17 protein-coding genes are annotated in these 24240 nt (G+C 72.3%); 6 read left to right on the top strand and 11 right to left on the bottom strand.

The window, feature by feature from the left end:
* The first annotated feature begins 54 nt into the window (after positions 1 to 54).
* The gene (locus BR98_RS34740) at positions 55 to 813 is read left to right on the top strand and encodes a thioesterase II family protein (RefSeq protein WP_035851364.1); all 759 of its coding nucleotides are present in this window, start codon (positions 55 to 57) and stop codon (positions 811 to 813) included.
* On the opposite strand, the gene BR98_RS34735 is transcribed toward BR98_RS34740, so the two are convergent.
* Entirely contained in the window at positions 806 to 2431 is a 1626-nt protein-coding gene (locus BR98_RS34735; RefSeq protein ID WP_035851362.1) for a SpoIIE family protein phosphatase, read from the bottom strand. The two genes, BR98_RS34740 and BR98_RS34735, sit on opposite strands and share 8 nt — an antisense overlap.
* A 324-nt stretch (positions 2432 to 2755) precedes the next feature.
* Between BR98_RS34735 and BR98_RS34730 the strand changes: the two genes are divergently transcribed.
* Positions 2756 to 3796, top strand: coding sequence for a sphingomyelin phosphodiesterase (locus BR98_RS34730; protein WP_035851360.1), 1041 nt, complete (start codon positions 2756 to 2758; stop codon positions 3794 to 3796).
* Between the two features lie 62 nt (positions 3797 to 3858).
* On the opposite strand, the gene BR98_RS34725 is transcribed toward BR98_RS34730, so the two are convergent.
* Positions 3859 to 6723: a DEAD/DEAH box helicase gene (locus BR98_RS34725; RefSeq protein ID WP_035851358.1), complete on the bottom strand. Its 2865-nt coding sequence runs from the start codon at positions 6721 to 6723 to the stop codon at positions 3859 to 3861.
* A 174-nt stretch (positions 6724 to 6897) separates the two neighbouring features.
* On the opposite strand from BR98_RS34725, the gene BR98_RS34720 reads away from it, so the two are divergent.
* A complete protein-coding gene (locus BR98_RS34720) occupies positions 6898 to 7272 on the top strand; it encodes a hypothetical protein (protein ID WP_035851356.1) in 375 nt (124 codons plus the stop codon).
* On the opposite strand, the gene BR98_RS34715 is transcribed toward BR98_RS34720, so the two are convergent.
* Positions 7269 to 8432, bottom strand: coding sequence for an aminotransferase class V-fold PLP-dependent enzyme (locus tag BR98_RS34715; protein ID WP_035851346.1), 1164 nt, complete (start codon positions 8430 to 8432; stop codon positions 7269 to 7271). The two genes, BR98_RS34720 and BR98_RS34715, sit on opposite strands and share 4 nt — an antisense overlap.
* Before the next feature lie 34 nt (positions 8433 to 8466).
* On the opposite strand from BR98_RS34715, the gene BR98_RS34710 reads away from it, so the two are divergent.
* On the top strand, positions 8467 to 10536 hold the full coding sequence (locus tag BR98_RS34710) for a S9 family peptidase (RefSeq protein WP_035851344.1): 2070 nt from the start codon (positions 8467 to 8469) through the stop codon (positions 10534 to 10536).
* A 79-nt stretch (positions 10537 to 10615) separates the two neighbouring features.
* Entirely contained in the window at positions 10616 to 12979 is a 2364-nt protein-coding gene (locus tag BR98_RS34705; RefSeq protein WP_035851342.1) for an immune inhibitor A domain-containing protein, read from the top strand.
* Positions 12980 to 13035: 56 nt separating this feature from the next.
* Here the strand turns inward: BR98_RS34705 and BR98_RS34700 are convergent, their stop codons facing one another.
* From BR98_RS34700 to BR98_RS34670, 6 genes are all read right to left on the bottom strand, one after another.
* A complete protein-coding gene (locus BR98_RS34700) occupies positions 13036 to 14748 on the bottom strand; it encodes a glycoside hydrolase family 36 protein (RefSeq protein ID WP_051970873.1) in 1713 nt (570 codons plus the stop codon).
* A 269-nt stretch (positions 14749 to 15017) separates the two neighbouring features.
* Complete coding sequence (locus tag BR98_RS34690) at positions 15018 to 15959, bottom strand: ABC transporter ATP-binding protein (RefSeq protein WP_083977755.1); 942 nt, start codon at positions 15957 to 15959, stop codon at positions 15018 to 15020.
* A 32-nt stretch (positions 15960 to 15991) separates the two neighbouring features.
* A complete protein-coding gene (locus tag BR98_RS34685) occupies positions 15992 to 16966 on the bottom strand; it encodes an ABC transporter ATP-binding protein (RefSeq protein WP_035851336.1) in 975 nt (324 codons plus the stop codon).
* Positions 16963 to 17952, bottom strand: a complete 990-nt coding sequence (locus BR98_RS34680) for an ABC transporter permease (RefSeq protein WP_035851334.1) — start codon at positions 17950 to 17952, stop codon at positions 16963 to 16965. The genes BR98_RS34685 and BR98_RS34680 overlap by 4 nt, the downstream gene beginning before the upstream one ends.
* The gene (locus BR98_RS34675; RefSeq protein ID WP_083977361.1) at positions 17949 to 18899 is read right to left on the bottom strand and encodes an ABC transporter permease; all 951 of its coding nucleotides are present in this window, start codon (positions 18897 to 18899) and stop codon (positions 17949 to 17951) included. The genes BR98_RS34680 and BR98_RS34675 overlap by 4 nt, the downstream gene beginning before the upstream one ends.
* A 13-nt stretch (positions 18900 to 18912) precedes the next feature.
* Complete coding sequence (locus tag BR98_RS34670) at positions 18913 to 20652, bottom strand: ABC transporter substrate-binding protein (protein WP_035851330.1); 1740 nt, start codon at positions 20650 to 20652, stop codon at positions 18913 to 18915.
* Between the two features lie 179 nt (positions 20653 to 20831).
* Between BR98_RS34670 and BR98_RS34665 the strand changes: the two genes are divergently transcribed.
* The gene (locus tag BR98_RS34665) at positions 20832 to 22280 is read left to right on the top strand and encodes an aminopeptidase P family protein (RefSeq protein WP_035851328.1); all 1449 of its coding nucleotides are present in this window, start codon (positions 20832 to 20834) and stop codon (positions 22278 to 22280) included.
* Positions 22281 to 22366: 86 nt separating this feature from the next.
* Here the strand turns inward: BR98_RS34665 and BR98_RS34660 are convergent, their stop codons facing one another.
* Positions 22367 to 23572, bottom strand: a complete 1206-nt coding sequence (locus BR98_RS34660; RefSeq protein ID WP_051970870.1) for an MAB_1171c family putative transporter — start codon at positions 23570 to 23572, stop codon at positions 22367 to 22369.
* Entirely contained in the window at positions 23569 to 24150 is a 582-nt protein-coding gene (locus tag BR98_RS34655) for a hypothetical protein (protein ID WP_063774890.1), read from the bottom strand. The genes BR98_RS34660 and BR98_RS34655 overlap by 4 nt, the downstream gene beginning before the upstream one ends.
* Positions 24151 to 24240 lie beyond the last annotated feature (90 nt).

The raw sequence follows: 24240 nt of genomic DNA, 5'->3' as shown, positions 1-24240 counted from the left end.
CATCTTGTACGACGGTTTCCGGACCTGGGCCACCGCGGGCCATAAGCTGCTCCGGTGAGCTCCCACCCCAACACCACCGCCGCCAATGCCTGGGTGCGCCTGCCGGCGCCGCGTCCGGCGGCCAGGCTGCGCCTGGTCTGCTTCCACCCCGCCGGTGCGGGGCCGGCGCTGTTCCGCGGCTGGCCGGAGCGGTTGCCGGCCGATGTGGAGCTGCTGGCGGTTCAGCTGCCGGGGCGTGAGGCGCGGTTCGCCGAGCCGCGGCTGACGGACTATCGGACGGCGGTCGACCGGCTGCATTCCGCGCTGCTGCCGTATCTGGACCGGCCGTACGCGCTGTTCGGGCACAGCATGGGTGCGTTGCTCGCGTACGGCTTCGCGATGGCCGTGCGGCGCAGCGGGGATCGCGCGCCCGAGCGGCTGCTGGTCAGCGGCAGCCCGGGGCCGGGTTCGGCGCCGCGCCGGCTGGGCCGTTCGACCTGGAGCGACGAGCAGCTCGTGGCCGCGCTGCGCTCGATGGGCGGGACCCCGGAGGAGGTGCTCGCCGAACCGGGGCTGCTGGCCCTGGTGCTGCCGACGCTGCGCGACGACTTCGCGGTGGTCGAGTCGTTCCACCGTCCTGACGGCCCGCTGCTGGACTGCCCGGTCACCGTGCTGGGCGGCGAGCAGGACAGTGTCAGCACGGAGGAGCTGCACCGCTGGTCCGCTGCCACCAGCGGGGACACCTCGGTCCGCACCTTCCCCGGCGGCCACTTCTTCCTCACCGGCCCCGCGGCTCCCGATGTCCTGAAGACGGTGTCGGCAGACCTCACCTAGTGGTTGCGGGACGGGCGCGGGCGGCGAGCAGCGCGGTGTCGTCCTGCGCCGGGGTGGTCGCCAGGTGGTGCAGCACGGTGTCGAGCAGCTCCTCCAGGTCGCCGGCAGCGGGCAGCGGCAGGTCGGCCAGCCGGGCGAGCGAGGTGTCGATGTCCTCGTGGCGGCGCTCCACCAGGCCGTCGGTGTACAGCAGCAGCACCTGCTCGGGCAGCAGCGGGCGGGCCAACTGCTCGTAGTCGGCCAGGCCGCTGCCCAGCGGTGGGCCGACCGGCAGCTCGACCAGCTCGGTGGGCCGGTCGGGGGTGATCAGCGCGGGAGGCAGGTGGCCGGCGCTGGCGAAGGTCCAACGCCGGCGGTTGGGGTCGGCGAGGGCCAGCAGGCAGGTCGCCGGGCGGGCCGTGTCGTTCTCCGAGATCAGCGCGTCCAGCTGGCGCAGGATGCGGTGCGGGGGCAGGTCCATGCTCGCCGTGTAGCGGAGCATCGAGCGGTAGGTGCTCATGTCCACCGCCGCCTCGACGCCGTGGCCCATCACGTCGCCGATCACCAGCAGGGTGCGGCCGAAGGGCAGCCGGACCGCCTCGTACCAGTCGCCGCCGACCACCGAGCTGCTGCCGGAGGGAAGGTAGCGGGTGGCGAGTTGCAGGTTGGGGTGCGGGTTGGCGGGCTCGGCGAGCAGCGCCCGCTGCAGTTCCAGCGCGACTCCCTGGGAGCGGGTGTAGCGCAGCGCGTTGTCGATGCTGAGGGCGGCGTGGCCGGCCAGGTCCTCGATCAGCACCAGGTCGTCCGCGCCGAACTCGGCCCCCCTGCCCTCTGCCGGCCGGCCGGCGGAGCGGGCCAGCGAGAGCACGCCGACGGTCCGGCCGCGGGCGATCAGCGGCACCGCGAGCATCCGGGTGGCCGCCCCGGCCAGCGCCTCGGCCTCGCCCAGCACCGTCCGACCTGCGGCCAGGCTCCGTGCGGCGGCCGCGCCCTCGCCGTACCGCACACCCTCCCCGGGCTGGGCCAGCTCGCCGACCGCCAGGTCCAGGTGCGGCGCGACCGCGAGGGCGGCCCGGTGCATCCGGACCGAGCCGCCGCCCGCGACGGCGTGCCCGGAGGCGGGCAGGTCGACCAGCACCAGGTCGGCGAGGCCGTTGGTCACCGCGAACCGGGCGAGTTCGGCGCAGGTGGTGTCGGCGTCGAGGGTGCTGCCGATCCGCTCGGCGGCGGTCTTCAGCAGTGCGAGCCGGGCCCGGGACTGGTCCTCGGGCCAGACGAAGGCGAGCACGCCCGCGACGGTTCCCTCGGGTTCCAGCCGTCGGCCGAACAGCTGCAGGCCGGGCCGCTGCGGGAACTCCTGCCCGTCCGAGCCGCTGCTGAGCGCCCGGCTGAGCACCGGCGCGGCCGCCCGCAGCTCCGTCGCGGCCAACGGCTCGCCCAGCAGCTCGGCGGGCCGGGTGCCGGTGTACTCAAGGAAGGCGGGGTTGGCGTGCACCCAGCGCAGCTCGGGGTCGAGCAGCGCGATGCCGACGGGGGCGACGTCGATCACCTCGCGCAGCAGCGGTTCGCCGGCCCGCGCCCAGGCTCGCTCGGCCGCCTCCCCCCAGGCGGCCGGCTGCTCGCTGGCCTCGGCGTGCACCGTCGTCTCCCACCGTTTCGCCCTGCGGGGTCATCCCGAAGACCTGTCCATGGTCGCGCCCTCCCGGGTCGACCGCACCCAGCCGACCGCACGCAGCCGACCGCACCGAGGAGGCACCCCTACTCCACCATGTCTACTCCGCCGGGCCGCGAAGGTGTCCAGGGCTCGAAGTTGTCCGGACAGCTTGCTCAGGGTTGTGCAGACATCTTCCTGGAGTTCTTCCAAACGTACTTACCAGTAGCTACGGTATCCCGCTGTCAGAGCAAAGTCAGAGCCACGCTGACGCACCCTCACCCCACTGACGCACCCTCAGGAGACCCCTCCATGACCCTGCGCCGCACCGCCGCCGCGCTCAGCTCGGCCGCCTTCGCGACCGCCCTGCTCAGCGGCACCGCCGTGTCCGCCTCCGCCGCCACCCCGGCGACCGGCGGCAACACGCTGTCGGTCTTCGCCTGGAACGTCGACCTCGGGACCTCGGTGGTCGACTGGAGCCAGAACGAGCAGGCCGCCACTCGCACGCCGGTGATCGAGTCGATCATCCGTCAGCACGACGACGACGTGGTGATCCTGGACGAGCTGTTCAACAACTCCTCGATCAGCGACATCAACAGCAAGCTCGCCGACCTCTACCCGTACCGCACCCCGGTGGTCGGCGCGACCTGCTCCGGTGGCGGCTGGAACGGGATCAGCGGCAACTGCTCCAGCTCGATGTTCGTGATCAACGGCGGCACGATGATCCTGTCGAAGTACCCGATCGCCGCCCAGTACGCGCACGTCTACTCCAACTCCACCTACGGCACCTGGGACTACCACGCCAACAAGGGCGCCGTGCTGGCCCAGATCAACAAGGGCGGCGTGAAGACCTGGGTGGCCGGCACCCACCTGCAGGCGGACGAGTCGGACGTCTCCACCGACACCACCCAGGCCACCCGCCTCGGCCAGCTCGGCGAGGTCAAGTCCTGGGTGAACGGGATCGTCGGCGCCTCCGCCCCGGTGCTCTTCGGCGGCGACCTCAACGTCGAGTACTACCACGGCCAGTCGCGCGGCGACTTCGCCAACTCGCAGGCCGCGGTGGGCGGTGTGCTCGGCACCCCGGCCACCGACCCGAACCAGTCGCTGACCACCATGGACTGCACGGCCGCCGCCTGGTGCCAGTACATGGCCGGGATCGAGACCTTCCCGACGGACTACCGGGACGACCTGGACTACCTCGGCTACCTCAACGCCCCGGGCCGCCCGACGCCGTTGGCGCTGCCGACGGTCCAGGCCGACCTCGACCCGCAGGCCGGTTGGACCCCGGGCCGGCTGGACACCCGCTCGCCCAGCGACCACTACCCGGTCGAGGCGGTCTTCCAGCTGGGCTGACGCCCAGGAGACGCACGAAGGGGGGCGCCGACCGGTGGTCGGCGCCCCCCTTCGACGCGTCGTCAGCCCACCGACGAGTACGCGATGATCCCGCGCCGCAGCCCGTCCACCGCCTTGCGCGCGGTGCTGCGCAGTTGGGCGTCCCCGCCCGCGGCGTCCTGGATCTGACCGAGCACGTCGATCAGCTGCTTGGTCCAGCGCACGAAGTCACCGGCCGGCATGTCGGCGTCGCGCAGCACCTGGTCCAGGCTGTGGCCCAGCGCCCAGCGGTAGGCGGCCCAGGCGAAGCCCAGGTCGGGCTCGCGCTGGCCGACGCCCTCGGCGGTGTTGATCCGGTGCTGCTCCTCCAGCGCGTCCAGGTGGCCCCAGATCCGGATCATCCGGCCGAGCGCGTCCTTGGCCTTGCCCTCCGGCAGCCGGGGCGCGGCCGCATCGTCCGCCTGCCGGGCCTCGTAGACCAGCGCCGAGGCGCAGGCGGCCAGTTCGGCGGCGGCGAGGTCCTGCCAGACCCCTTCGCGGATGCACTCGGAGGCGAGCAGGTCGAGTTCGCCGTAGAGCCGGCCGAGCCGCTTGCCGTCGTCGGTGACCTGGTCGCCGACCAGGTAGCCGAGGTCGGTGAGCAGCGCGCAGACCCGGTCGAAGGTGCGGGCGATGGTGTGGGTGCGCGAGCGCATCCTGCGCTCCAGCACCTCGGTGTCGCGGTGCAGCCGCTGGTAGCGCTCGGCCCAGCGGGCGTGGTCCTCGCGCTCGTCGCAGCCGTGGCAGGGGTGCGCGCGCAGCTCGGTGCGCAGCCGGGCGATCTCGGGGTCGTCGGCGGCGGCCGCCCGGCCCTTGCGGAAGCGCTCCGGCTCCAGGTGGCCGGCCTTGGTGCGCAGTGCGGAGGCCAGGTCGCGGCGGGACTGCGGGCTGCGCGGGTTGAAGGACTTGGGGATCCGCAGCCGGTCCATGGCGACCACCGGGTACGGGAAGTCGATCATCGCGAGCCGCTTGACCTGCCGCTCGGCGGTGAGCACCACCGGGCGCGGGCCGTCCTGGTAGTCCGGGTGCCGGGCGGTCCGGCCGCCGCGCGACACCGGCGGCAGGCCCGGGTCGAGCACCAGGGCGAGGCCGGCGAACTTGCCGGTCGGCACGTGGATCACGTCGCCCGGCTTGAGCGCCTCGATCGCCTCGACCGCGGCCGCCCGGCGCTGGCTGCTGCCCTCGCGGGCCAGGTCGTTCTCCCGCTCCTTCAGCTGCCGACGCAGGTTCATGTACTCGGTGAAGTCGCCGAGGTGACAGGTCATCGCCTCGCGGTAGCCGTCCAGGCCCTCCTCGTTCTTCTGCACCTGGCGGGAGATGCCGACCACCGAGCGGTCCGCCTGGAACTGCGCGAAGGAGGTCTCCAGGAGTTCGCGCGAGCGGTGCCGGCCGAACTGGGCGACCAGGTTGACCGCCATGTTGTAGGACGGCTTGAAGGAGGAGCGCAGCGGGTAGGTGCGGGTGCCGGCCAGGCCGGCCAGTGCCTCCGGGTCCAGACCGCGCTGCCAGAGCACCACGGCGTGGCCCTCGACGTCGATGCCGCGGCGCCCGGCGCGGCCGGTGAGCTGGGTGTACTCGCCGGGGGTGATGTCGGCGTGGGTCTCGCCGTTCCACTTGACCAGCTTCTCCAACACCACCGAGCGGGCCGGCATGTTGATGCCCAGCGCCAGCGTCTCGGTCGCGAAGACGGCCTTGACCAGCCCCTTCAGGAAGAGCTCCTCGACCACCTCCTTGAACCGGGGCAGCATTCCGGCGTGGTGGGCGGCGACCCCGCGCTCCAGCGCGTCCAGCCACTCGTAGTAGCCGAGCACGTGCAGGTCCTCGTCGGGGATCGCGGCGCAGCGGTCCTCCACGATGGTGCGCACCTGCAGGCGCTCGCTCTCGCTGTTGAGCCGCAGGCCGGAGTGGAGCACCTGCTGCACGGCGGCCTCGCAGCCGGCCCGGCTGAAGATGAAGGTGATCGCGGGCAGCAGGCCCTCGGCGTCCAGCCGGTCGATCACATCGGCCCGGCCCGGGGTCCAGACCCGGCTGGGGCGGCCGGCGGGCATCGAACGGCCGCGGCCACGGCCGGCGAACCGCGGGTTGCGGTCGGCCTCGGCGCGGGCCAGCCGGACCAGCTCGGGGTTGACCGCCTTGGCCGGGTTCTTCTGGCTGCCCTTGGGACGGCCGTCCACATCGGGGTTGGAGAAGAGGTCGTACATCCGGTTGCCGGCCATCACGTGCTGCCAGAGCGGGACCGGGCGGTGCTCGGCGACGATCACCTTGGTGCCGCCGCGGACGGTGTCCAGCCAGTCGCCGAACTCCTCGGCGTTGGAGACCGTGGCGGAGAGCGAGACCAGGGTGACCGAGTCGGGCAGGTGGATGATCACCTCTTCCCAGACGGCGCCGCGGAACCGGTCGGCGAGGTAGTGCACCTCGTCCATCACCACGTAGCCGAGGCCGGCCAGGGTGTGCGAACCCGCGTAGAGCATGTTGCGCAGCACCTCGGTGGTCATCACCACCACGGGCGCGTCGCCGTTGACCGTGTTGTCCCCGGTGAGCAGGCCGACCTTGGCGGCGCCGTAGCGCTTGACCAGGTCGGCGTACTTCTGGTTGGAGAGCGCCTTGATCGGCGTGGTGTAGAAGCACTTGCGCCCGGCGGCCAGCGCCAGGTGGACGGCGAACTCGCCGACGATGGTCTTGCCGGAGCCGGTGGGCGCGGCGACCAGCACGCCCTCGCCCGCCTCCAGTGCCGCACAGGCCTCCAACTGGAAGGGGTCGAGCGGGAAGTCGTAGAGCTCCTGGAAGCCGTACAGGGCAGTGGCCTGCTCCTGGGCTCGGCGGCGCGAGGCAGCGTACGCCTCGGCGGGGCTCATCTCGTCCTCGGACAGGGCGCTGCTCCTGGGTTGGGGGGTGTGCTGTTCGGTCATCTCAGCCTGAGGTTACCCGGCAGCACTGACATTGATCGCACCGTTTTGCCCGTCACGAACAGTCACTATCGATCCCGATCAGTCGACTTCGCTCAGCTGTGATCATTCGTCAACCCACCGTGACTGCGGTGCCTACAGTCGGAGCAACCGGACCGAGACAGAGGAGCAGCAGCGATGGCGAATGTGGAGACCTCGCTCAAGGAAGCGATGGCGATCGAGGGCGCGATCGGTGTCGCGCTGGTCGACTACGGCAGCGGGATGGCGCTCGGCTCGCTCGGCGACGGTTCCGAACTGGACCTGAACGTGGCGGCGGCCGGGAACACCGACGTGGTGCGGGCCAAGATGCGCACCATGGAACTGCTCAACCTGCACGACAACGAGATCGAGGACATCCTGATCACGCTGACCGCGCAGTACCACCTGATCCGGCCGCTGACCAGGCAGAACGGCCGCGGTCTCTTCCTCTACCTGGCGCTGAACCGCACCCGTTCCAACCTGGCGATGGCCCGCCACCAGCTGCGGACCATCGAGGCGGTGCTGGAGATCTAGACAGTGCTGGATGTCCAGGACCTGAGCAACTCCCCCAGGCCGTCCGCGAGCCGCTGGTACTCCACCGGCCGGTTGTAGATCTGCGCGCTGATCCGCAGCACCCCGCCGCCCGCCCAGGGCCGCACCGCCACCCGGGTGCCGAGCCGGTCCCGTACCGCCCGCATCAGCGGCTGCACCTGCTCCTCGAGTTCCGCCACTCCGGCCGGCAGCCGCACGGCGCGCATCGCCAGTCCCGGCGAGGCGGGCAGCGCCGCCAGCCCGGTCCGCTCCACCAGCAGCCGCTGACCGTGGGCGGCGAGCCGTTCGTTGTGCTCGCGCACCCGCTCCGGGCCCAGGCGCCGCAGCAGTTCCAGGCCGGTGGGCGCCGCCAGCCAGCCGGTGTAGTCGGCCGTCCCGCGCCACTCGACGTTCCCGGGGAAGCCGCCCTCGTGCTCCCAGGAGTAGGTGAGCGGCCGGATCCGCGGGCGCCACTGCGGGGCGACGGCGAGTACCGCCGTGGGGCGCGGCGCGAAGGCCCACTTGTGCAGGTTGCCGAACCAGAAGTCGGGCCGGCCGACCTCCAGTTCCGGGTCCAGCATGCCGGGCGCATGCGCGGCGTCCACCACCGTGATCACGCCGCGCGCGGCCAGCGCCCGCAGCAGCGGGGCGGTGGCGAACTCGCGGGCGGTGGGCGAGGTGACCCGGTCCAGGATCGCCACCTTGGTGCGCGGACCGACGGCGGCCAGCACCACCTCGGCGGGGTCGGCGGCCTCCAGCGGGACCGTGACGGTCCGCACGGCGGCCCCGCACTCGGCCACCCGGCGCTCGGCGGCCCGGTTGACGACGCCGTAGCCGTGGTCGGTCACCAGGATCTCGTCGCCGGGGCCGAACGGGATGCTGTCCAGCACCACCGCGACCGCCTCGGTGACGTTGCTGAGCAGCGCGAGGCCCTGCGGATCGGCGCCCAGCAGCCCGGCGACGGCCATGCGGGCCCGGGCCACCCGCTCGGGCAGGGCGAGGAAGAAGCCGTCCGGGTCGGCCTCCTGCTCGGCGCGGTAGTCGGCCTGGGCGCGGCGGACCTCGTTGGGTACGGCTCCGAAGGAGCCGTGGTTGAGGTGGGCGACAGCCGGGTCGAGGGCGAAGAGTTCGGCGGCGCCCGGGATCGGATCGGGCTCATCCATTGATGTGTGACATTTCACACTGCATACTCTACCGGTGACCGAACTCGACGACCACTTCCTTGCACTCAGCGCCGCCACCGGCCGCTTCAGCTACGGCGCACCGCGCGCCTTCACCTTCTCCGACGACGGTACCCGGCTGCTCTTCCTGCGGTCCACGGGCGCGCGCGATCCCTTCGACCGGCTCTGGCAACTGGACCTGACGACCGGTCAGGAGCTGCTGCTCGCCGACCCCCGCACCCTGGTCCCCGGCCGCACCGGGGACCGCGACGAACTGCCGGTACTGGAACGGCGGCTGCGCGAACGCAGCCGCCTGTTCGCGCGCGGGATCGGCAGCTTCGCCGCCACCCCGGACGCCACCGTCGCGGTCTTCGCCCTGGACGGCCGACTGTTCCGGACCACCACCGCCGGGACCGCCGAACTCCCGGTCGCCGGGCCGGCGTTCGACCCCCGCCCGAACGCCGACGGCAGCCGCGTCGCCTACGTGGCCGAGGACGCGCTGTACCTCACCGACCGCACCGAGCCGCTCAGCCCGGCCCACGGCGCCCGCTGGGGCGTGGCCGAGTTCGCCGCCGCCGAGGAGCTCGGCCGCCACCGCGGCCACTGGTGGTCGCCCGACGGCAGCGCGCTGCTGGCCGCCCGGGTCGACGAATCCGCCCTCCCCCGCCGCTACTTCGCCGACCCCGCACACCCCGAGCGCCCCGCCGAGTCCTTCGCCTATCCGCAGGCCGGCGGACCCAACGCGCAGGTCCAGCTCTGGGTGCTGGCGCTGACCGGCGGCCGGGTCCGGCTGGACTGGGACACCGAGCGCTACCCCTACCTCTGCGCCGCCGGCTGGGAGGGCGACGGCGAGATCCTGCTCACCGTGGCCGACCGGCTGCAGCAGAACGTCCTGCTGCTGACCGCCGATCCGACCACCGGCAAGACCGTCGAGCTCTCCCGCACGGTGGACGAGCACTGGGTGGACGAGCTGCCCGGCACCCCGGCCCGGCTGCCGGACGGCCGACTGCTGACCGCCGCCGACACGCCCGACGGGACGGCCCGCGGCCTCGTGCTGGACGGGCGGATCCTCAGCTCCGAGCGGATCCAGGTGCGCCGGGTGGTGGGGCGGATCGGCGACCGGCTGCTGATCGAGGCGAGCCACGGCGACCCGGCCGACCAGCAGGTCTTCACCCTGGACCCGGCCGACGGGACGCTCGAGCGGCTCACCGAGGGGCCCGGCGTGCACTCCGCGCTGGCCGCCGCCGACAGCCTGCTGCTGATCTCGGCCACACCGGAGGGGGTACGGCGGCGGGTGCTGCGCGGCGGCCGCGAGACGGTGCTGCCCGACCTGGCCGCGCAACTGCCGTACCTGGTCCGCCCGCGCCTCGCCCGGGTGACCGAACTCGGTCTGCCCACCGCCGTGGTGTACCCGCGCGGGCATCTGGCCGGGCAGCGGCTGCCGGTGCTGCTGGACGTCTACGGCGGGCCGGGCGCGCAGGCCGTCGCCAACGAGCCGCGCCGCTGGCAGTTGCGCCAGTGGTGGGCCGACCAGGGCTTCGCGGTGGTGACCACCGACAACCGGGGCACCCCGTTCGTCTCCCCCGCCTTCACCCGGGCGATCTTCCGCCGCTTCTCCCAGGTGGCGCTGGACGACCAGGTGGCCGCGCTGCACGCGCTGGCCGAGCGCGAGCCGGACCTGGACCTCGGGCAGGTGGCGGTGCGCGGCTGGTCCTACGGCGGGTACTTCGCCGCGATGGCGGTGCTCCGTCGGCCCGATGTCTTCCATGCCGCCTCGGCCGGTGCCGCCCCCACCGACTTCCGGACCTACGACACCGCCTACACCGAACGGTACTTGGGGCTGCCGGAGGAGAACCCGCAGGGCTACCAGGCCGACTGCCTGCTGCCTGACGCCCCGTCACTCACCCGGCCGCTGCTGATCATCCACGGCCTGGCGGACGACAACGTGCACCCCTCGCACAGCCTGCGGCTGTCCGAGGCGCTGCACCGGGCCGGCCGCCCGCACACGGTCCTGCCGATTCCGGGCCTGACCCATCTGACCCCGGACGGCGCGAACGAGCGGATCGTGACCGCCGAACTCGCCTTCCTGCGCGGTGCGCTGGGCTGAGCAGAACCCTTTCATGCAACCCGTGACATGTGAAATATTACGGCCCACGATCCGTCACCACCCCGAAAGGACCGGTCAGTTGCGCGGACTACGCGCGGCCCTCGCGGCCGCCCTCACCACCACGGCGATAGCCGCCACCCTGCTCGGCGGGCCCGCCGCGCAGGCCGCCGCACCGCTCCCGCTCGCGGTCAGCGCCACCGGCGCCACCGAAGGCACCGAGGGCCCCAGCCAGCCGCTCGCCCCGCAGGAGCGCGAGCGCCAGTCGCTGCGCGCCAAGGCCATGGAGCAGGTCAACCAGGGCGCGATCGCCCGGACTTCGGACGGCCGTCCGCCGGCCAAGGTCAAGGTCGGCGACGACTACGTCCAACTGGCCCAGCAGCGCACGGACAAGGTCTTCGTGATCCTGGCCCAGTTCGGCAACGAGGTGGACAACTCCACCCTCTACAACGGGCAGGTCCGCTACGGCGGCACGCCCGGCCCGCAGCACAACCAGATCCCCAAGCCCGGCTCGGACGACACGCACACCTACTGGAACACCGACTTCAGTCGCGACTACTACCAGAAGATGTTCTTCGACTCCTCCCCCGGCACGGTCTCGCTGCGCAACTACTACCGCACCCAGTCCTCCGGCCGCTACGACATCGACGGCACGGTCAGCGACTGGGTCACCGTGCCGTACAACGAGGCCAGGTACGGCAGCAACAAGGGCCCCGAGGGCTCGGGCGCCTGGACCCAGGCCCAGGAGTTCATCCGGGACGCGGTGAAGGCCTGGTACGACGGCGAGATCGCCAAGGGCCGCTCGGCGGCCGACGTCAAGGCGCAGCTCGCCCAGTACGACGTCTACGACCGCTACGACCACAACAAGGACGGCGACTTCAACCAGCCGGACGGCTACCTGGACAACGTCATCGTGGTGCACGCCGGCGTGGACGAGACCTGGGGCGGCGGCGCGCAGGGCTCGGACGCCCTGTGGGCGCACCGCAGTTGGGACTTCCCGGACCCGACCGGACAGGTCGGCCCGGCCGGCGACAAGATCGGCGGCGCACCGGTCGGCGACTCCGGCTACTACGTCTACGACTACGTGCAGGCCGGCGAGAACAGCGGCACCGGTCTGTTCGCCCACGAGTACGGCCACAACCTGGGCCTGCCCGACCTCTACCCGCTCACCGGCGGCGACAACAGCGTCAACTTCTGGTCGCTGATGTCCTCGGCCTCCTACCTGGGCAAGGGGCGGAACAGCACCGGCGAGTACCCGGGCGACCTGGACGCCTGGAGCAAGCTGCAGCTCGGCTGGCTCAACTACGACGAGGCGCAGGCCGCCACCACCTCCACCCACGCGCTGGGCGTGAGCAGTTACAACACGGACGAGGCCCAGGCCGTGCTGGTCCACCTGCCACCGGGCCAGACCAGGACCGACCTCACCGACCCCTACCAGGGCGCGGCGCAGTGGTGGAGCAACACGGGTGACAACCTGGACAACTCGCTCAGCCGCACGGTGGACCTGACCGGGACCACCGGCCCGGCCGCGCTGGACTCGGCGGCCTGGTACGACGTGGAGCAGGGCTACGACTTCTTCTCGGTCGAGGCCTCCACCGACAGCGGCAAGAGCTGGCAGCCGCTCGGCGGTACGGTCAACGGGCAACCGATCGGCCTGTCGAGCGCCAACACGCCGGCCCTCACCGGCACCTCGGGCTCCTGGGCGCAGCTGCACATCCCGCTGGACGGCTATGCGGGCCAGAAGTTCCAGCTCCGCTTCCACGTCACCTCGGACGGCAACACGCACGGCAAGGGCGTCACCCTGGACGCGGTCCGGCTCACCGCCGGCACCACCGTGCTGCTGGACGACGGCGCCGAGCAGGGCGTCCAGGGCTGGACCTCGACCGGATTCTCGATCGTGCAGGGGCGCACCGCCGTGCAGCAGCACCCGCGCGCCTACCTGGTGGAGAACCGCCGCTACACCGGCTTCGGCGCCTTCCTGAAGACCGGGCCGTACAACTTCGGGTACACCGGGGTGACCGGCAAGGCCAACGTGGTCGACTTCTACCCCTACCAGCAGGGCGTGCTGATCTGGCTCTGGGACAACGACTACACCGACAACAACGTCAAGGACCACCCGGGCGGCGGCCTGCTGCTGCCGATCGACGCGCACCCCACGCCGATCAGGTTCGCCGACGGCAGCCCGGTCAACGCCCGGGCGCAGACCTTCGACGCGGTGTTCTCGCTGAAGCCCACCACCTCCTTCGTACTGCACAAGGCCGGGGTGGCTGTTACGGTGCCCGCCGAGCCCGCCGTCCCGGTCTTCAACGACCACAGCGGTGTGTACGGCGATCCGGCCACCCCGCAGCTGACGGTGGCCGTGCCGGACACCAACACGAAGATCCAGATCGTCCGCGAGGCCAGGGACGGCCGCCTCACCACCGTCAAGGTGAGCGCCGCGTCCTGAGGAACGGCTGAGGGGGAGTCCGGGATCCCGGACTCCCCCTCAGCCGCATCCAGCCGCTACCGCCGCAGGGTCAGCAGCCCGCCGCGCGGCACCCGGACGGTCAGCTCGGCGCCCTCGGCGGTGGTGCGGGCGAGGGTGGCGCCGGCCGGGTCCTGGACCAGGACGCCGATCGGGCCGAGCGGCTGCGGGAAGCTCAGCCGGACCTCGGGGTCCGGGTCGGCGTTGGCCACCAGGAGCAGCGACCAGTCGGCGTCCGGGTGGATCGGCACCGGGGCGTAGCGGCCGAAGGCGCGGCCGTCCCCGCTGGCGGCGGCCAGCAGCGGATAGCCCAACTCGGGCCGGTGTGCGCGGAACTCGCCGCGTTGCAGCAGGTCCACGTGCTCGCGGCTGACCGAGAGCCAGAACCGCAGGGCCGCCAGCTGCTCGGCGCTCTGCACCGCGAGGTCCACCGAGACCTGCGGGGTGGCGAAGAGGACGTTCTGCAGCAGCACCGCGATCTCGGCCGGGGTCTCGTCCGGGTGCCAGGTCAGCGGGTCGGCGTGCACGGCCAGCGGCCCGGCGGTCAGGCGCAGGTCGGCGGTGCGCTGCCGGTTCTCGGCCGCGTTGTGCGGGCAGTCGGTGGCCCGCACCATCGTGGCGTACGGCCAGAGCCCGGGGCCGACGTACGGCTGCCGGTGCTCGACCAGCACCGGTGGGAGTTCGGCGCGCAGTCGGGCGAGCAGCTGGTGCACGCCCTCGGGGTCGCCGCCGTGCCGGGCGAAGGTGTCGATGAAGTCGACCTTGAGGCCGTCCAGTTCGTACTTCTCCACCAGTTCGGTCAGCCGGGCCACCAGATGGGCCCGCACCTCGGGCGCGCCGGGGTCCACGACCGAGGTCTCCAACTCATCGAGGTGGCTGAGCCGTTGCCCGGCGAACCGCTGCCCGGCCGCGCTCCGGTCACCGGCGAACGGCGGCGCGCACCAGAGCAGGTAGCCGAGCCCGAGCTCCTTGACCCGCCGCACATGGCCGGCGAAGTCGGGGAAGGCGGGCTCCCAGTCACCGGTGGTGGCGTAGGAGCGCCCGGTCTCGGCGGTCTGCCAGCCGTCGTCCACGATCAGCGCGCCGAAGCCGAGCGGCGCGGCCAGCTCGGCCAGCCGCTCGACCTCGGGGGCGGTGATCTCCAGGTGCCGGGCGTACCAGGTGCAGAAGACCGGCTCGAAGGCGGCCTCCGGGACCCGGACCGATCCGTCGTCCCACCACTGGGCCATCTCGCTCAGCGTCAGGCTGAACTGACGTCCTGTCAGATCGAGGCGCAGGGCCAGCGCGCCCTGCTGCTCGACCCAGCTGGTGAACTCCCCCGTCTCCTCCACCGCGCCCTCGCCGATGGTCACCGGCAGCACCCGTTCCGCCACGGCGTAGCTGCACAGCGCGGCGTCGCCCGCGCCGACCAGGCTGCCGATCGCCGCGCCCGAGGCCAGCGAGGCGGTGCGCGGCGTGCTCCAGGAGGGCGGCAGCCAGCGGGTGTCGGTGTTCGGGCGCCACAGCGCGGTGGCTCCCGCGCACGGCAACCGCCACTCCACCCGTACCCGAGCGGGGAGTTCGTCCACCGGTTGGGCCGGCGCGGCCTCGATCAGCAGCAGTCGGCCGGTGCCGGTGACGCGAACCGCCACCTCCGCCGCGCCGATCGCGGTGACCCGCAGCCGCAGGCCGGGGACGGAGGTGGCGAGTTCACGGGTGGTCTCGGTGCGGGCGGAGGGCGGCGCGCTGCCGTCCCAGCTCAGCGGTGGCACGGGGTTCTGCCTTTCGTCTGGGTGGAACCCGGCCGGGCGCAGTCCTCGCAGGGTTCCCCACTGCGCCCGGCCGGGAGTCGTGGCTGCCGCCGCAGCGGACCCGCACAGGTGCGGGTCGCCGTGGCGGCGGCGCCGGCGGAGGTGGTCGAGGCGGCGACGGCCTGCGCGGCGGCGATCACCGGCAGGGTCAGACCGGCTGCCGGCGTCGCGGCCGGCACGGACCCGGCCTGCTGGGCCAAACGCGGCGGCGCTGCGGGCCGGGTCCGCGGTCAGCTCTCCGGGAAGTGGCAGGCGACCTGCCGCTCGCCCGGTCCGGCGGTCAGCCGCAGCAAGGGTGCCTCGCTGCGGCAGACCGCCTGGGCCTTGGGGCACCGGGGATGGAAGGTGCATCCGCTGGGCGGGTTCGCGGGGCTCGGCGGGTCGCCGAGCAGCACGATCCGTTCCCTGGCCCGCTCGGCCGCCGGATCGGGCAGCGGCACGGCGGACAGCAGGGCCTTGGTGTACGGGTGCGCCGGGTCGGCGTACACCTGCGCCTTCTCGCCGATCTCGACGATCCGGCCCAGGTACATCACGGCGACCCGGTGGCTGATGTGTTTCACCACCGCCAGGTCGTGCGCGATGAAGACGTAGGCGACGCCCAGTTCGCGCTGCAGCCGCTCCAGCAGGCCGACGATCTGCGCCTGGATCGAGACGTCCAGCGCGGACACCGGCTCGTCGGCCACCACCAGCTCCGGCCGGGTGGCCAACGCCCTGGCGATGCCGATGCGTTGGGCCTGGCCGCCGGAGAACTGGTGGGGATAGCGCTCCAGGTGCTCGGGCGCCAGGCCGACCAGGTCGACCAGCTCGCGCACCTCGCGGCGGATCTGCTCGGCGCCCACGCCCTGCGCGCGCAGCGGGGCGCCGATGATCTGCTGGACGTTCTGCCGCGGGTTCAGCGAGGCGAACGGGTCCTGGAAGATGATCTGGAACCTGCTGCGCAGCGGCCGCAGTTCGCGCTGTCCGAGCCGGGTGATGTCCTGGCCCTGGAAGTCCACCCGGCCCGCCGTCGGGTCGAGCAGCCGCACCAGCATCCGCCCGGTGGTGGACTTGCCGCAGCCGGACTCGCCCACCAGGCCGAGCGTCTCCCCGGCCCGCACCTCGAGGCTGACCCCGTCCACGGCCTTGACCCCGGGACTGCGGTGCAGCCCGCCCCGTCGGCCGGGGAAGGTCATCCCCAGGTCGCGGGCGGTCAGAATCGGTGCCGTCACACCGTCACCTCTTCCTTGACGCAGGCGCTGCGGTGGCCGGTGGTGACCAGCCGCAGCGCGGGACGGCCCGCCGTGCAGGCCTCCTCGGGGTCGGCCGCGTACGCCGCGCAGCGCGGCTGGAAGGCGCAGCCGGGCGGCGGCGAGAGCAGCGAGGGCGGGGTGCCGGGGATCGCCCGCAGCGCCTCTCCCTCGGCGTCCAGCCGGGGCAGCGAGTCCAGCAGGCCGCGGGTGTAGGGGTGCCGTGGACTGGCGAACAGCTCGTCCGCGCCGCTCTGTTCGACCGCCGCGCCGCCGTACATGACCAGCACCTGGTCGGCCACCCGGGCGATCACGCCGAGGTCGTGGGTGATCAGCACGATGCCGAGCCCGCGGTCCTCCTTGAGCTTCACCAGCAGGTCCAGGACCTGCGCCTGGACGGTGACGTCGAGTGCGGTGGTCGGCTCGTCGGCGATCACCAGTTCTGGTTCGCAGGACAGCGCGAGCGCGATCATCGCGCGCTGGCGCATGCCGCCGGAGAACTGGTGCGGGTACTCCCCCGCGCGGCGGGCCGGTTCGGGGATGCCGACCTCGCCGAGCACCTCGACCGCGCGCGCCCGGGCCTGCTTGCGGCTGCTGCCGAAGTGCTCGCGGTGCGCCTCGGCGATCTGGTCGCCGATGGTGAAGTACGGGTGCAGTGCGGTCAGCGCGTCCTGGAAGACCATCGCGATCCGGCGGCCGCGCAGCCTGCGCACCGCCTCCGGGTCGGCGCCGATCAGCTCGGTGCCGTTCAGCTTCACCGATCCGCTGACCTTCGCACCCCGGTGCAGGCCCATGACGGCCATCGAGGTGACCGACTTGCCGGAGCCCGACTCGCCGACCAGGCCGAGCACCTGGCCCCGGTCGACCGTGAAGTCGATCCCCTTGACGGCCTGGACCGGCCCGTCCGAGGTGTTGAACTCGACCGCGAGATCGCGGACTTCGAGGAGGGTCACGACAGCCTCGCCCTCGGGTCGATCCAGGCGTAGAGGACGTCCACGACCAGGTTGGAGCTGACGATGAAGAAGGAGGCCAGCAGCGTGATGCCCATGACCACCGGCTGGTCGGACTTGTTGAGCGAGTCGGCGAAGAGCTTGCCGACGCCCGGCAGGCCGAACAGCTGCTCGGTGATCACCGCGCCGGCCAGCAGGCCGCCGAGGTCCATGCCGAGCATGGTGACCACCGCGGTCAGCGCGGGGCGCAGCCCGTGCTTGCCGACCACCCGGCGCTCGCGAAGTCCCTTGGCCCGGGCGGTGCGCACGAACGGCTCGCCGAGCGTCTCGATCACCGAACTGCGGGTCATCCGGGCGTACAGCGCGGCCGTGGCCAGCGCCAGGGTGATCCAGGGCAGCAGCAGGTTCTGCGCCCAGGCCACCGGATCGTCACTGAAGTCGATGTACCGGGGGTACGGGATCAGGCCCAGCACGGTGACCGTGAGGTAGACCAGCATCATCGCGGTGAAGTACACCGGCAGCGCGGCCGCCCCGATGGTACCGATCATCAGCGTGCGGTCCACCCAGCTGTTCTTGCGCAGCGCCGAGACGACGCCGGCCAGCAGGCCCAGCAGCAGCCACAGTACGGCCGAGCCGATCGCCAGCGAGAAGCTGGCCGGGAACCGGTCCATCATCAGGTCCCAGACCGGGCGCCCGCTCTGGAAGGAGTAGCCGAAGCAGGGGAAGTGGCAGGCCACCGCGTAGTTGCCGGCGCCCATGGTCCGCCCGGCGAAGATCGCCACCACGTAGCGGCCGAACTGCACCGCCAGCGGCGCGTCCAGGCCCATCTGCCGGCGCACCAGCGCGACCTGGTCCGGCGTGCAGTCCTTGCCGCAGAACTGCTGGGCGGGGTCGTTGGGCAGCAGGTAGAAGATGGCGAAGGTGACCGCGCAGATCACCAGCAGGGTGACGGCGATGCCGAGGAGCCGCCGGGTGAGGAAGGCGGTCATCCGTTGCCGCCCTTCGGGTCCAGGGCGTCGCGCAGCGCGTCGCCCAGCAGGGTGAAGGCCAGCACCACCAGGAAGAGGCAGGCGCAGGGCAGCACGAAGAACATCGGGTCGACCTTGTAGTACAGCGAGGAGTCGGTGATCATCTGCCCCCAGGACGGGGTCGGCGGGCGCACCCCGACGCCGAGGTAGGTCAGCCCGGCCTCGGAGCCGATCAGGCCCGGAATGGCGAGGGTGACGTAGACGATGATCGTGCTGGTCAGGTTGGGCAGGATCTCGGTGAGCAGGATCCGCAGGCTGCCGGTGCCGCTGGCCCGGGCCGCCTCCACGTACTCGCGGTGCTTGAGCGAGATCGTCTGACCCCGGATCACCCGGGCGATGTACGGCCAGGTGAAGACCGACATCACGATGATCAGCAGCACCACCCGGTTGACGTCCTTGACGACCGAGAGCAGCGCGATCATGAAGATCAGGCTCGGGAAGGACATCATGATGTCCATGAACCGGCTGATCACGCCGTCGACCCGGCCGCCGAAGTAGCCGGCCAGCACGCCGAGGGCGACGCCGACCAGGGTGATCAGCGCGGCGGCGCTGAAGGCCACCAGCAGCGAGATCCGGGCGCCGTAGAGCAGTCGGGCGAAGATGTCGTGGCCCAGCATGGGCTCCACGCCCAGCCAGTGCTTCGCACTGATCCCGCCGAGGCTGCCGCGCGGCAGCCCAGCCAGGTACGGGTCGATGGCGTGCTTGTCGGTGTCGGTCGGCCCGTAGCCGGAGATCGACGTGAGCACCGGGGCGAGCGCCGCGGCCAGGACGAAGAAGACGATGATGCCGAGGCCGACCAGCGCGATCGGCCGGCGCCGCAGTCGGCGCCATGCCGTGCGCCAGGGCGAGGCCGGGGCCTCCGCCTGGCGCACGGTCGGCTCCCGCGTAGCAGGAACGGTGGTAGTCACCTTGCGGTCCTTGCTACTTGACGGACTTGAGGCCGACCGTGGCGTAGTCGATCTGGGCCGACCAGATCGGGCTGGCGAAGGCGCCGGCGATGTTGGAACCGACCAGCAGCGGCTTCTTCTGCCAGGTCAGCGGGACGGCCGGGGCCGCGTCCATGATCTTGGCGTCCAGCGCGAGCCAGGCCTGGCCGGCGGCGTTGACGTCGCTCAGGGTGGCGATCCGGTCCATCTCGGCGTCCACCGACGGGTCCTTGAACCGGGACTTGTTGCCCTGGTTGCCGGTGTCGGTGATGATCCGGCTGTCGAAGAGCATCGGCAGGAAGGTGGCGCCGGAGGGGTAGTCCGGGCACCAGCCGCTGATCGACAGGCCGGTCTGCTTGCTCTTGTCGCCGAGCACCGAGTTGACCACGCTGGCGTCCAGCGCGTTGATGGTGACGTTGACGTTGATCTTGGCCAGCGAGGCCTGGATCGCCTCGGCCTGGGCCTTGGCGCCGTTGGAGACGGTGATCTCGGTGTTGATCGCGCCGGAGAGGCCGGCCTGCTGCAGGTACTGCTTGGCCTTGTCCAGGTCACCGCCGGCCGGGATCTTGAAGTGGTCCACCGAGGTGCCGCCGGTCAACTCGGGCGGCAGGAAGGTGGTGGCCAGGTCGGCCAGTGCCGGGCCGCCCACCGAGGACTGGAAGGCCTCCTTGTCGATCGCGTACTCGACCGCCAGGCGCAGGTTCTTGTTGTCGAAGGGCGCCTTGCTGGTGTCGAAGGTCAGCATCGCGGTGCAGCCCTCGTTCTCACTGACCAGGCGCGCCTTGGCCGCCGGGTTGGTGATCACGTCGGGGACCTTGGAAGCCGTCAGGTCGGCGTACATGATGGCGCTCTGGTCCTCGCCCTGGTTGGCGATCAGGCGGTCGGCGATGCCGGAGCCGCCCAGCGACTGGTCCACCACGATCTTGTCCGGGTAGGCCTTGCGGACCGTGTCGGAGCTCTGCTCCCAGTTGGTGTTGCGGACCAGCACCAGCTGCTTGCCCCGGTCGTAGGTCTCGATCTTGTACGGGCCGGAGGAGAACGGGTGGTTGCTGTACTGGGCGCCGGCCTCCTTGGCGATCGGGACCGGCGCGAAGGTGGGCAGCGTGGCGGTGTAGCCGAACTCGGCCACCGGGCGCTTGAGGTGGAAGACGATGGTCTTGGCGTCCGGCACCTCGATCGCCTCCTTGCCCAGGCGCTCGCCCTTGAGCGGTCCGGCGTAGCCGGCCGGGGCGTTGAGGTACTGCTTGGCGTAGTCCGGGCCACCGGGCAGCTCGGCGGAGAAGGAGCGCTCGACGTCGTACTTGATGTCGTCGGCGACGATCGGGGAGCCGTCCTCGTACTTGAGGCCGTCCTTGAGGTGGAAGGTCCAGGTCTTGCCGCCGTCGCCGGAGGTGCCGAGGTCGGTGGCCAGGTCCGGGACGATCTCCAGCCCCTCCTTGCCGGGCGCCGCCTTGAAGGTGGTGAGCGTGCGGTAGAGGGTGCGCAGGCCGAAGTCCATCTCGGGCTCGACCCAGTTGCGGGTCGGGTCGAGCTGGGAGAAGTCCTGGTTGGACAGGATGTGCAGGGTGCCGCCCTTGACCGGGGTGCCGCCGATGATCCCGTTGCCCTCGGTGGTGATGCCCTTGCCGTCACCGCTGGTGCCGCTGTCGCTCTTACTGCTGGAACACGCTCCGAGGCCGAGGGTCAGTGCCGCTGCGATCGCCGCGGCGAGGGCAGCATGGGTACGCCTGGTCATGGGACAACTCCGCACTAGGGCTGGCTGCTTCAACGAGCTGCTTCTAAGATGTGACCCGTAACATAGTAATGTGAAATTGCACTAGCAAGGGATGTGCCGGCCCGTTATCCAGCTGTGTCCGAACGGACCGTCAACTCCCTTTGCACCCACGGACATCCCCGCAGCTCAGGAGACCCCACTTGACCTCCTCCCAGCCCGCCCCGCTCAACACCGGAAGCCACGACCTCCCGGTCTCCCCCGCCCTGGCCACCTTCATGGGCACCGCCTGGACCGCCACCCCCATCCCCGCCACCGACCGGGTCGCCGGCCACGACGTCATGCCGGCCCGCCGCGCCAAACTCTCCGCCGCCTTCCCCGGCGAGCGCCTGGTGGTCCCCGCCGGCCAACTCAAGGTGCGCAGCAACGACTGCGACTACCGGTTCCGCCCGCACAGCGCCTTCACCTGGCTCACCGGCCTGACCGGCGAGGACCAGGTCGGCCACGTCCTGGTGCTGGAGCCGACCGGCAGCGAGAGTCACGAGCCGGTGCTCTACCTGCGTCCCCGCTCCCCGCGCGACGGCTCCAGCGCCGAGTTCTACCGCGACCGCCGGTACGGCGAGTTCTGGGTCGGCCGCCGCCCCGACCTGACCGAGGCCGCCCAGCTGACCGGCCTGCGGGTGGAGCACCTGGACGGCCTGGAGAAGCTGCTGACGGCCAGTCAGCCGTCCGGCGGGGTACGGCTGCTGGCCGGCGTCGACCCGCTGGTCGACTCGCTGCTGCAGCTGACCGACGGGCTCTCCACCGTGCTCAGCGAGCTGCGCCTGGTCAAGGACGCCTGGGAGGTCGAGCAGCTGCAGCTGGCCGTCGACCACACCACGCTCGGCTTCGAGGACGTCGTCCGGGCACTGCCCGCCGCCCTGCGCCACCCGCGCGGCGAGCGCTGGATCGAGGGCGTCTTCAACCTGCGGGCCCGGGCCGAGGGCAACGGGACGGGCTACGAGACCATCGCCGCCTCCGGCGCACACGCCGACGTGCTGCACTGGATCCGCAACGACGGCGCGCTCGACCCCTCGCAGCTCCTGCTGCTCGACGCCGGTGTCGAGACCGACACCCTCTACACCGCCGACATCACCCGCACCCTCCCGCTGAGCGGCACCTTCTCCCCCGTCCAGCGCGACGTCTACGAGCTCGTCCTCGCCGCCCAGGACGCCGGCATCGCCGCGCTGCGCCCCGGCGCCAGCTTCCGCGACTTCCACCGCGCCGGCATGCGCGTCATCGCCGAGGGCCTGGCCGACTGGGGCGTGCTGCGGATCTCCGCCGAGGAGGCGATCCGCGAGGACAGCGGCCTCTACCGGCGCTACACCCTGTGCAGCAGCGGCCACATGCTCGGGCTCGACGTGCACGACTGCGCCAAGGCCCGCAGCGAGACCTACCTGGACGGCGTGCTGGAGGTCGGCCAGGTGCTGACCGTCGAGCCCGGCCTCTACCTGCAGCCCGACGACGAGACGCTGCCGCTGGAGCTGCGCGGGATCGGGGTGCGGATCGAGGACGACCTGGTGATCACCGAGGACGGGGCCCGGCTGATGTCGGGCGCGCTGCCGCGGACGGTGGCGGGGATCGAGGAGTGGATGGGCAGGCTGCTCGGCTGACGGCAGGCGGACAACCCGGCGCACAGGCAGGCACCAAGCTGCGGCCAGGTCGCGCGGTGGACTCCACCGCGCGACCTGGCCTGCCCCTAGGGTCTGTCCGGCAGCGCCAGTTCCGACCGCACCCGCTGCCGGATCTCCGCCACCACCCGGGAGCCGGTGAACTCCTCGGAGACCATCACCAACCAGGCCGTCTCGGTGTCCAGATCGGCCGGCACCGCCGGCGGGACGTACCCCTCGGCCAGCGCGCGCGGGTACCGGTGGCCCACCGCCGCGGCCTCCAGCGCGGCCGCCAGCACGGCGGCCTCCACCGTCGCCGCCCGCCGCCGCTCCCCCGTCTCGCTGCCACAGGCCGCGGCGGCCCACTGCGGCACCTGCGGGTGCAGATGGGCGCGCAGCCACAGCTGCCCGTCGCGGATCTCGATCACCCGCCGGTAGAGCGCGAACTCGGTGTTCCCCCACAGCCCGATCCCGCTGATCGGCGGCTCCAGCGCGATCTCGGGACGGACGGCGTGCAGCGCCGACCAGAGCGGGCCGATCCGCCGGTAGCTGCGCCGGGCCCGCAGCTGACGCACCGGCCCGGTCAGCCGACTCTCCAGGGCCGTCAGCGAGGCCCCGCCGAGGCCCAGGGTCAGCGCGAGCACCGCGACCGGTGCGGAGAACCAGTCCTCCCCGCAGTCCTGCCGGCCGGTGCGCAGGCCGACCACCAGCGGCACCAGGCCGGAGGCGATCCAGATCAGGCCGCACACCCCGCCGGCCACCACCAGGCGCAGCCCGGTGCGCAGCGGCCCGGGATCGAGACCGCGCGCGGCGCGGCGCACCACGAGGGTGAACAGCCCGACGCACCAGGCGCTGTGTGCCGTGAGCAGCAGGAGGAACGCGGCCAGCGCGAGCCGCCCGCCCGGCGCGACGGTGAGCGTGGCACCGACCGGGGTCACTCCGGCGACCCCGTAGAGCGCGGCGTCGGCGAGCATCACCAGCGCGGAGCCGGCGGCCTGCCACTGGACCCGGCGGCCGCGCCGGTCCGGCGAACCGAGCACGAAGGCCATCAGCACCAGGAAGCCGCCTGCGGCGAGCTTGAGTTCACTGCCCAGCAGCAGCAGCGCGGAGCCGGTGGCGGGCGCGACCCCGGAGCCGGCGAGCGACAGCGCCGCCTGGGCGAGGCCGATGGTGACCGCGAAGGCGATCAGCGAGAAGCCGCCCGCGCGCAGCTGGTGGCCGCGCCAGAGCCAGGCCCGGTGGCCGGCGCCGCCCAGTGCGATCGTGCCGGCCAGGCATTCGAGCGTGCCGATCACCCGTCGGCCGGCCCTTGGCCGGGCCGACGGGTCGGCGAGCCGAACAGCGCGCTCAACCGGGCCGTCACCTCACCGCGGCGACCGGCCTCGGGCTGTCCGGTCCCGGGCTCGGGCGGCCCCGGCTGCGGCCGCCGCCCGGCCTGGCGGTGCAGCACCAGGGAGGCGAAGAGCTCGGCCTCCTGCTCCTGGACGTCGCTGTACACGTCCCGCCCGAGCAGCCGGCGGACCAACTCCGTGGACAGGTGCGGCGCCAGCACGCCGAGGGCGGCCGAGTCGGCGGGGGCGGCGACGTTCTGGTGCCCGCAGAGCAGGTGCCCGACCTCGTGCAGCACGATGTGCTGCTGGTGCAGCACGGTGGTACCGGTCGGATAGCCGATGTACTCGGCGCGCTCGGTGCTCACCAGCACCCCGCAGCTGCCGAAGGAGCCGGCCGGCAGGGGCAGGAACTCGACCGGGCGACCGGTCCGTTCGGCGAGCGTCTCGGCCAGCGCGGACAGCCCGAAGGGCTCCGGCAGTTCGAGCGTGCGGACGATCTGCCGACATCGCCGCCAGAGCCTGCGCCGCTCCGCGCCGGTCACCGTCGTCCTCGCCGCTCGGGTGATTCCGACTCTTGCTCAGCTCTTCGGCCGCTTCGGGATTTTTGCGGCGCCGGCCCCTGCTCGGCCGCC

The sequence above is a fragment of the Kitasatospora azatica KCTC 9699 genome (assembly GCF_000744785.1).
Classification (GTDB): domain Bacteria; phylum Actinomycetota; class Actinomycetes; order Streptomycetales; family Streptomycetaceae; genus Kitasatospora; species Kitasatospora azatica.
This window is presented reverse-complemented; position numbering and strand designations above follow the sequence as displayed.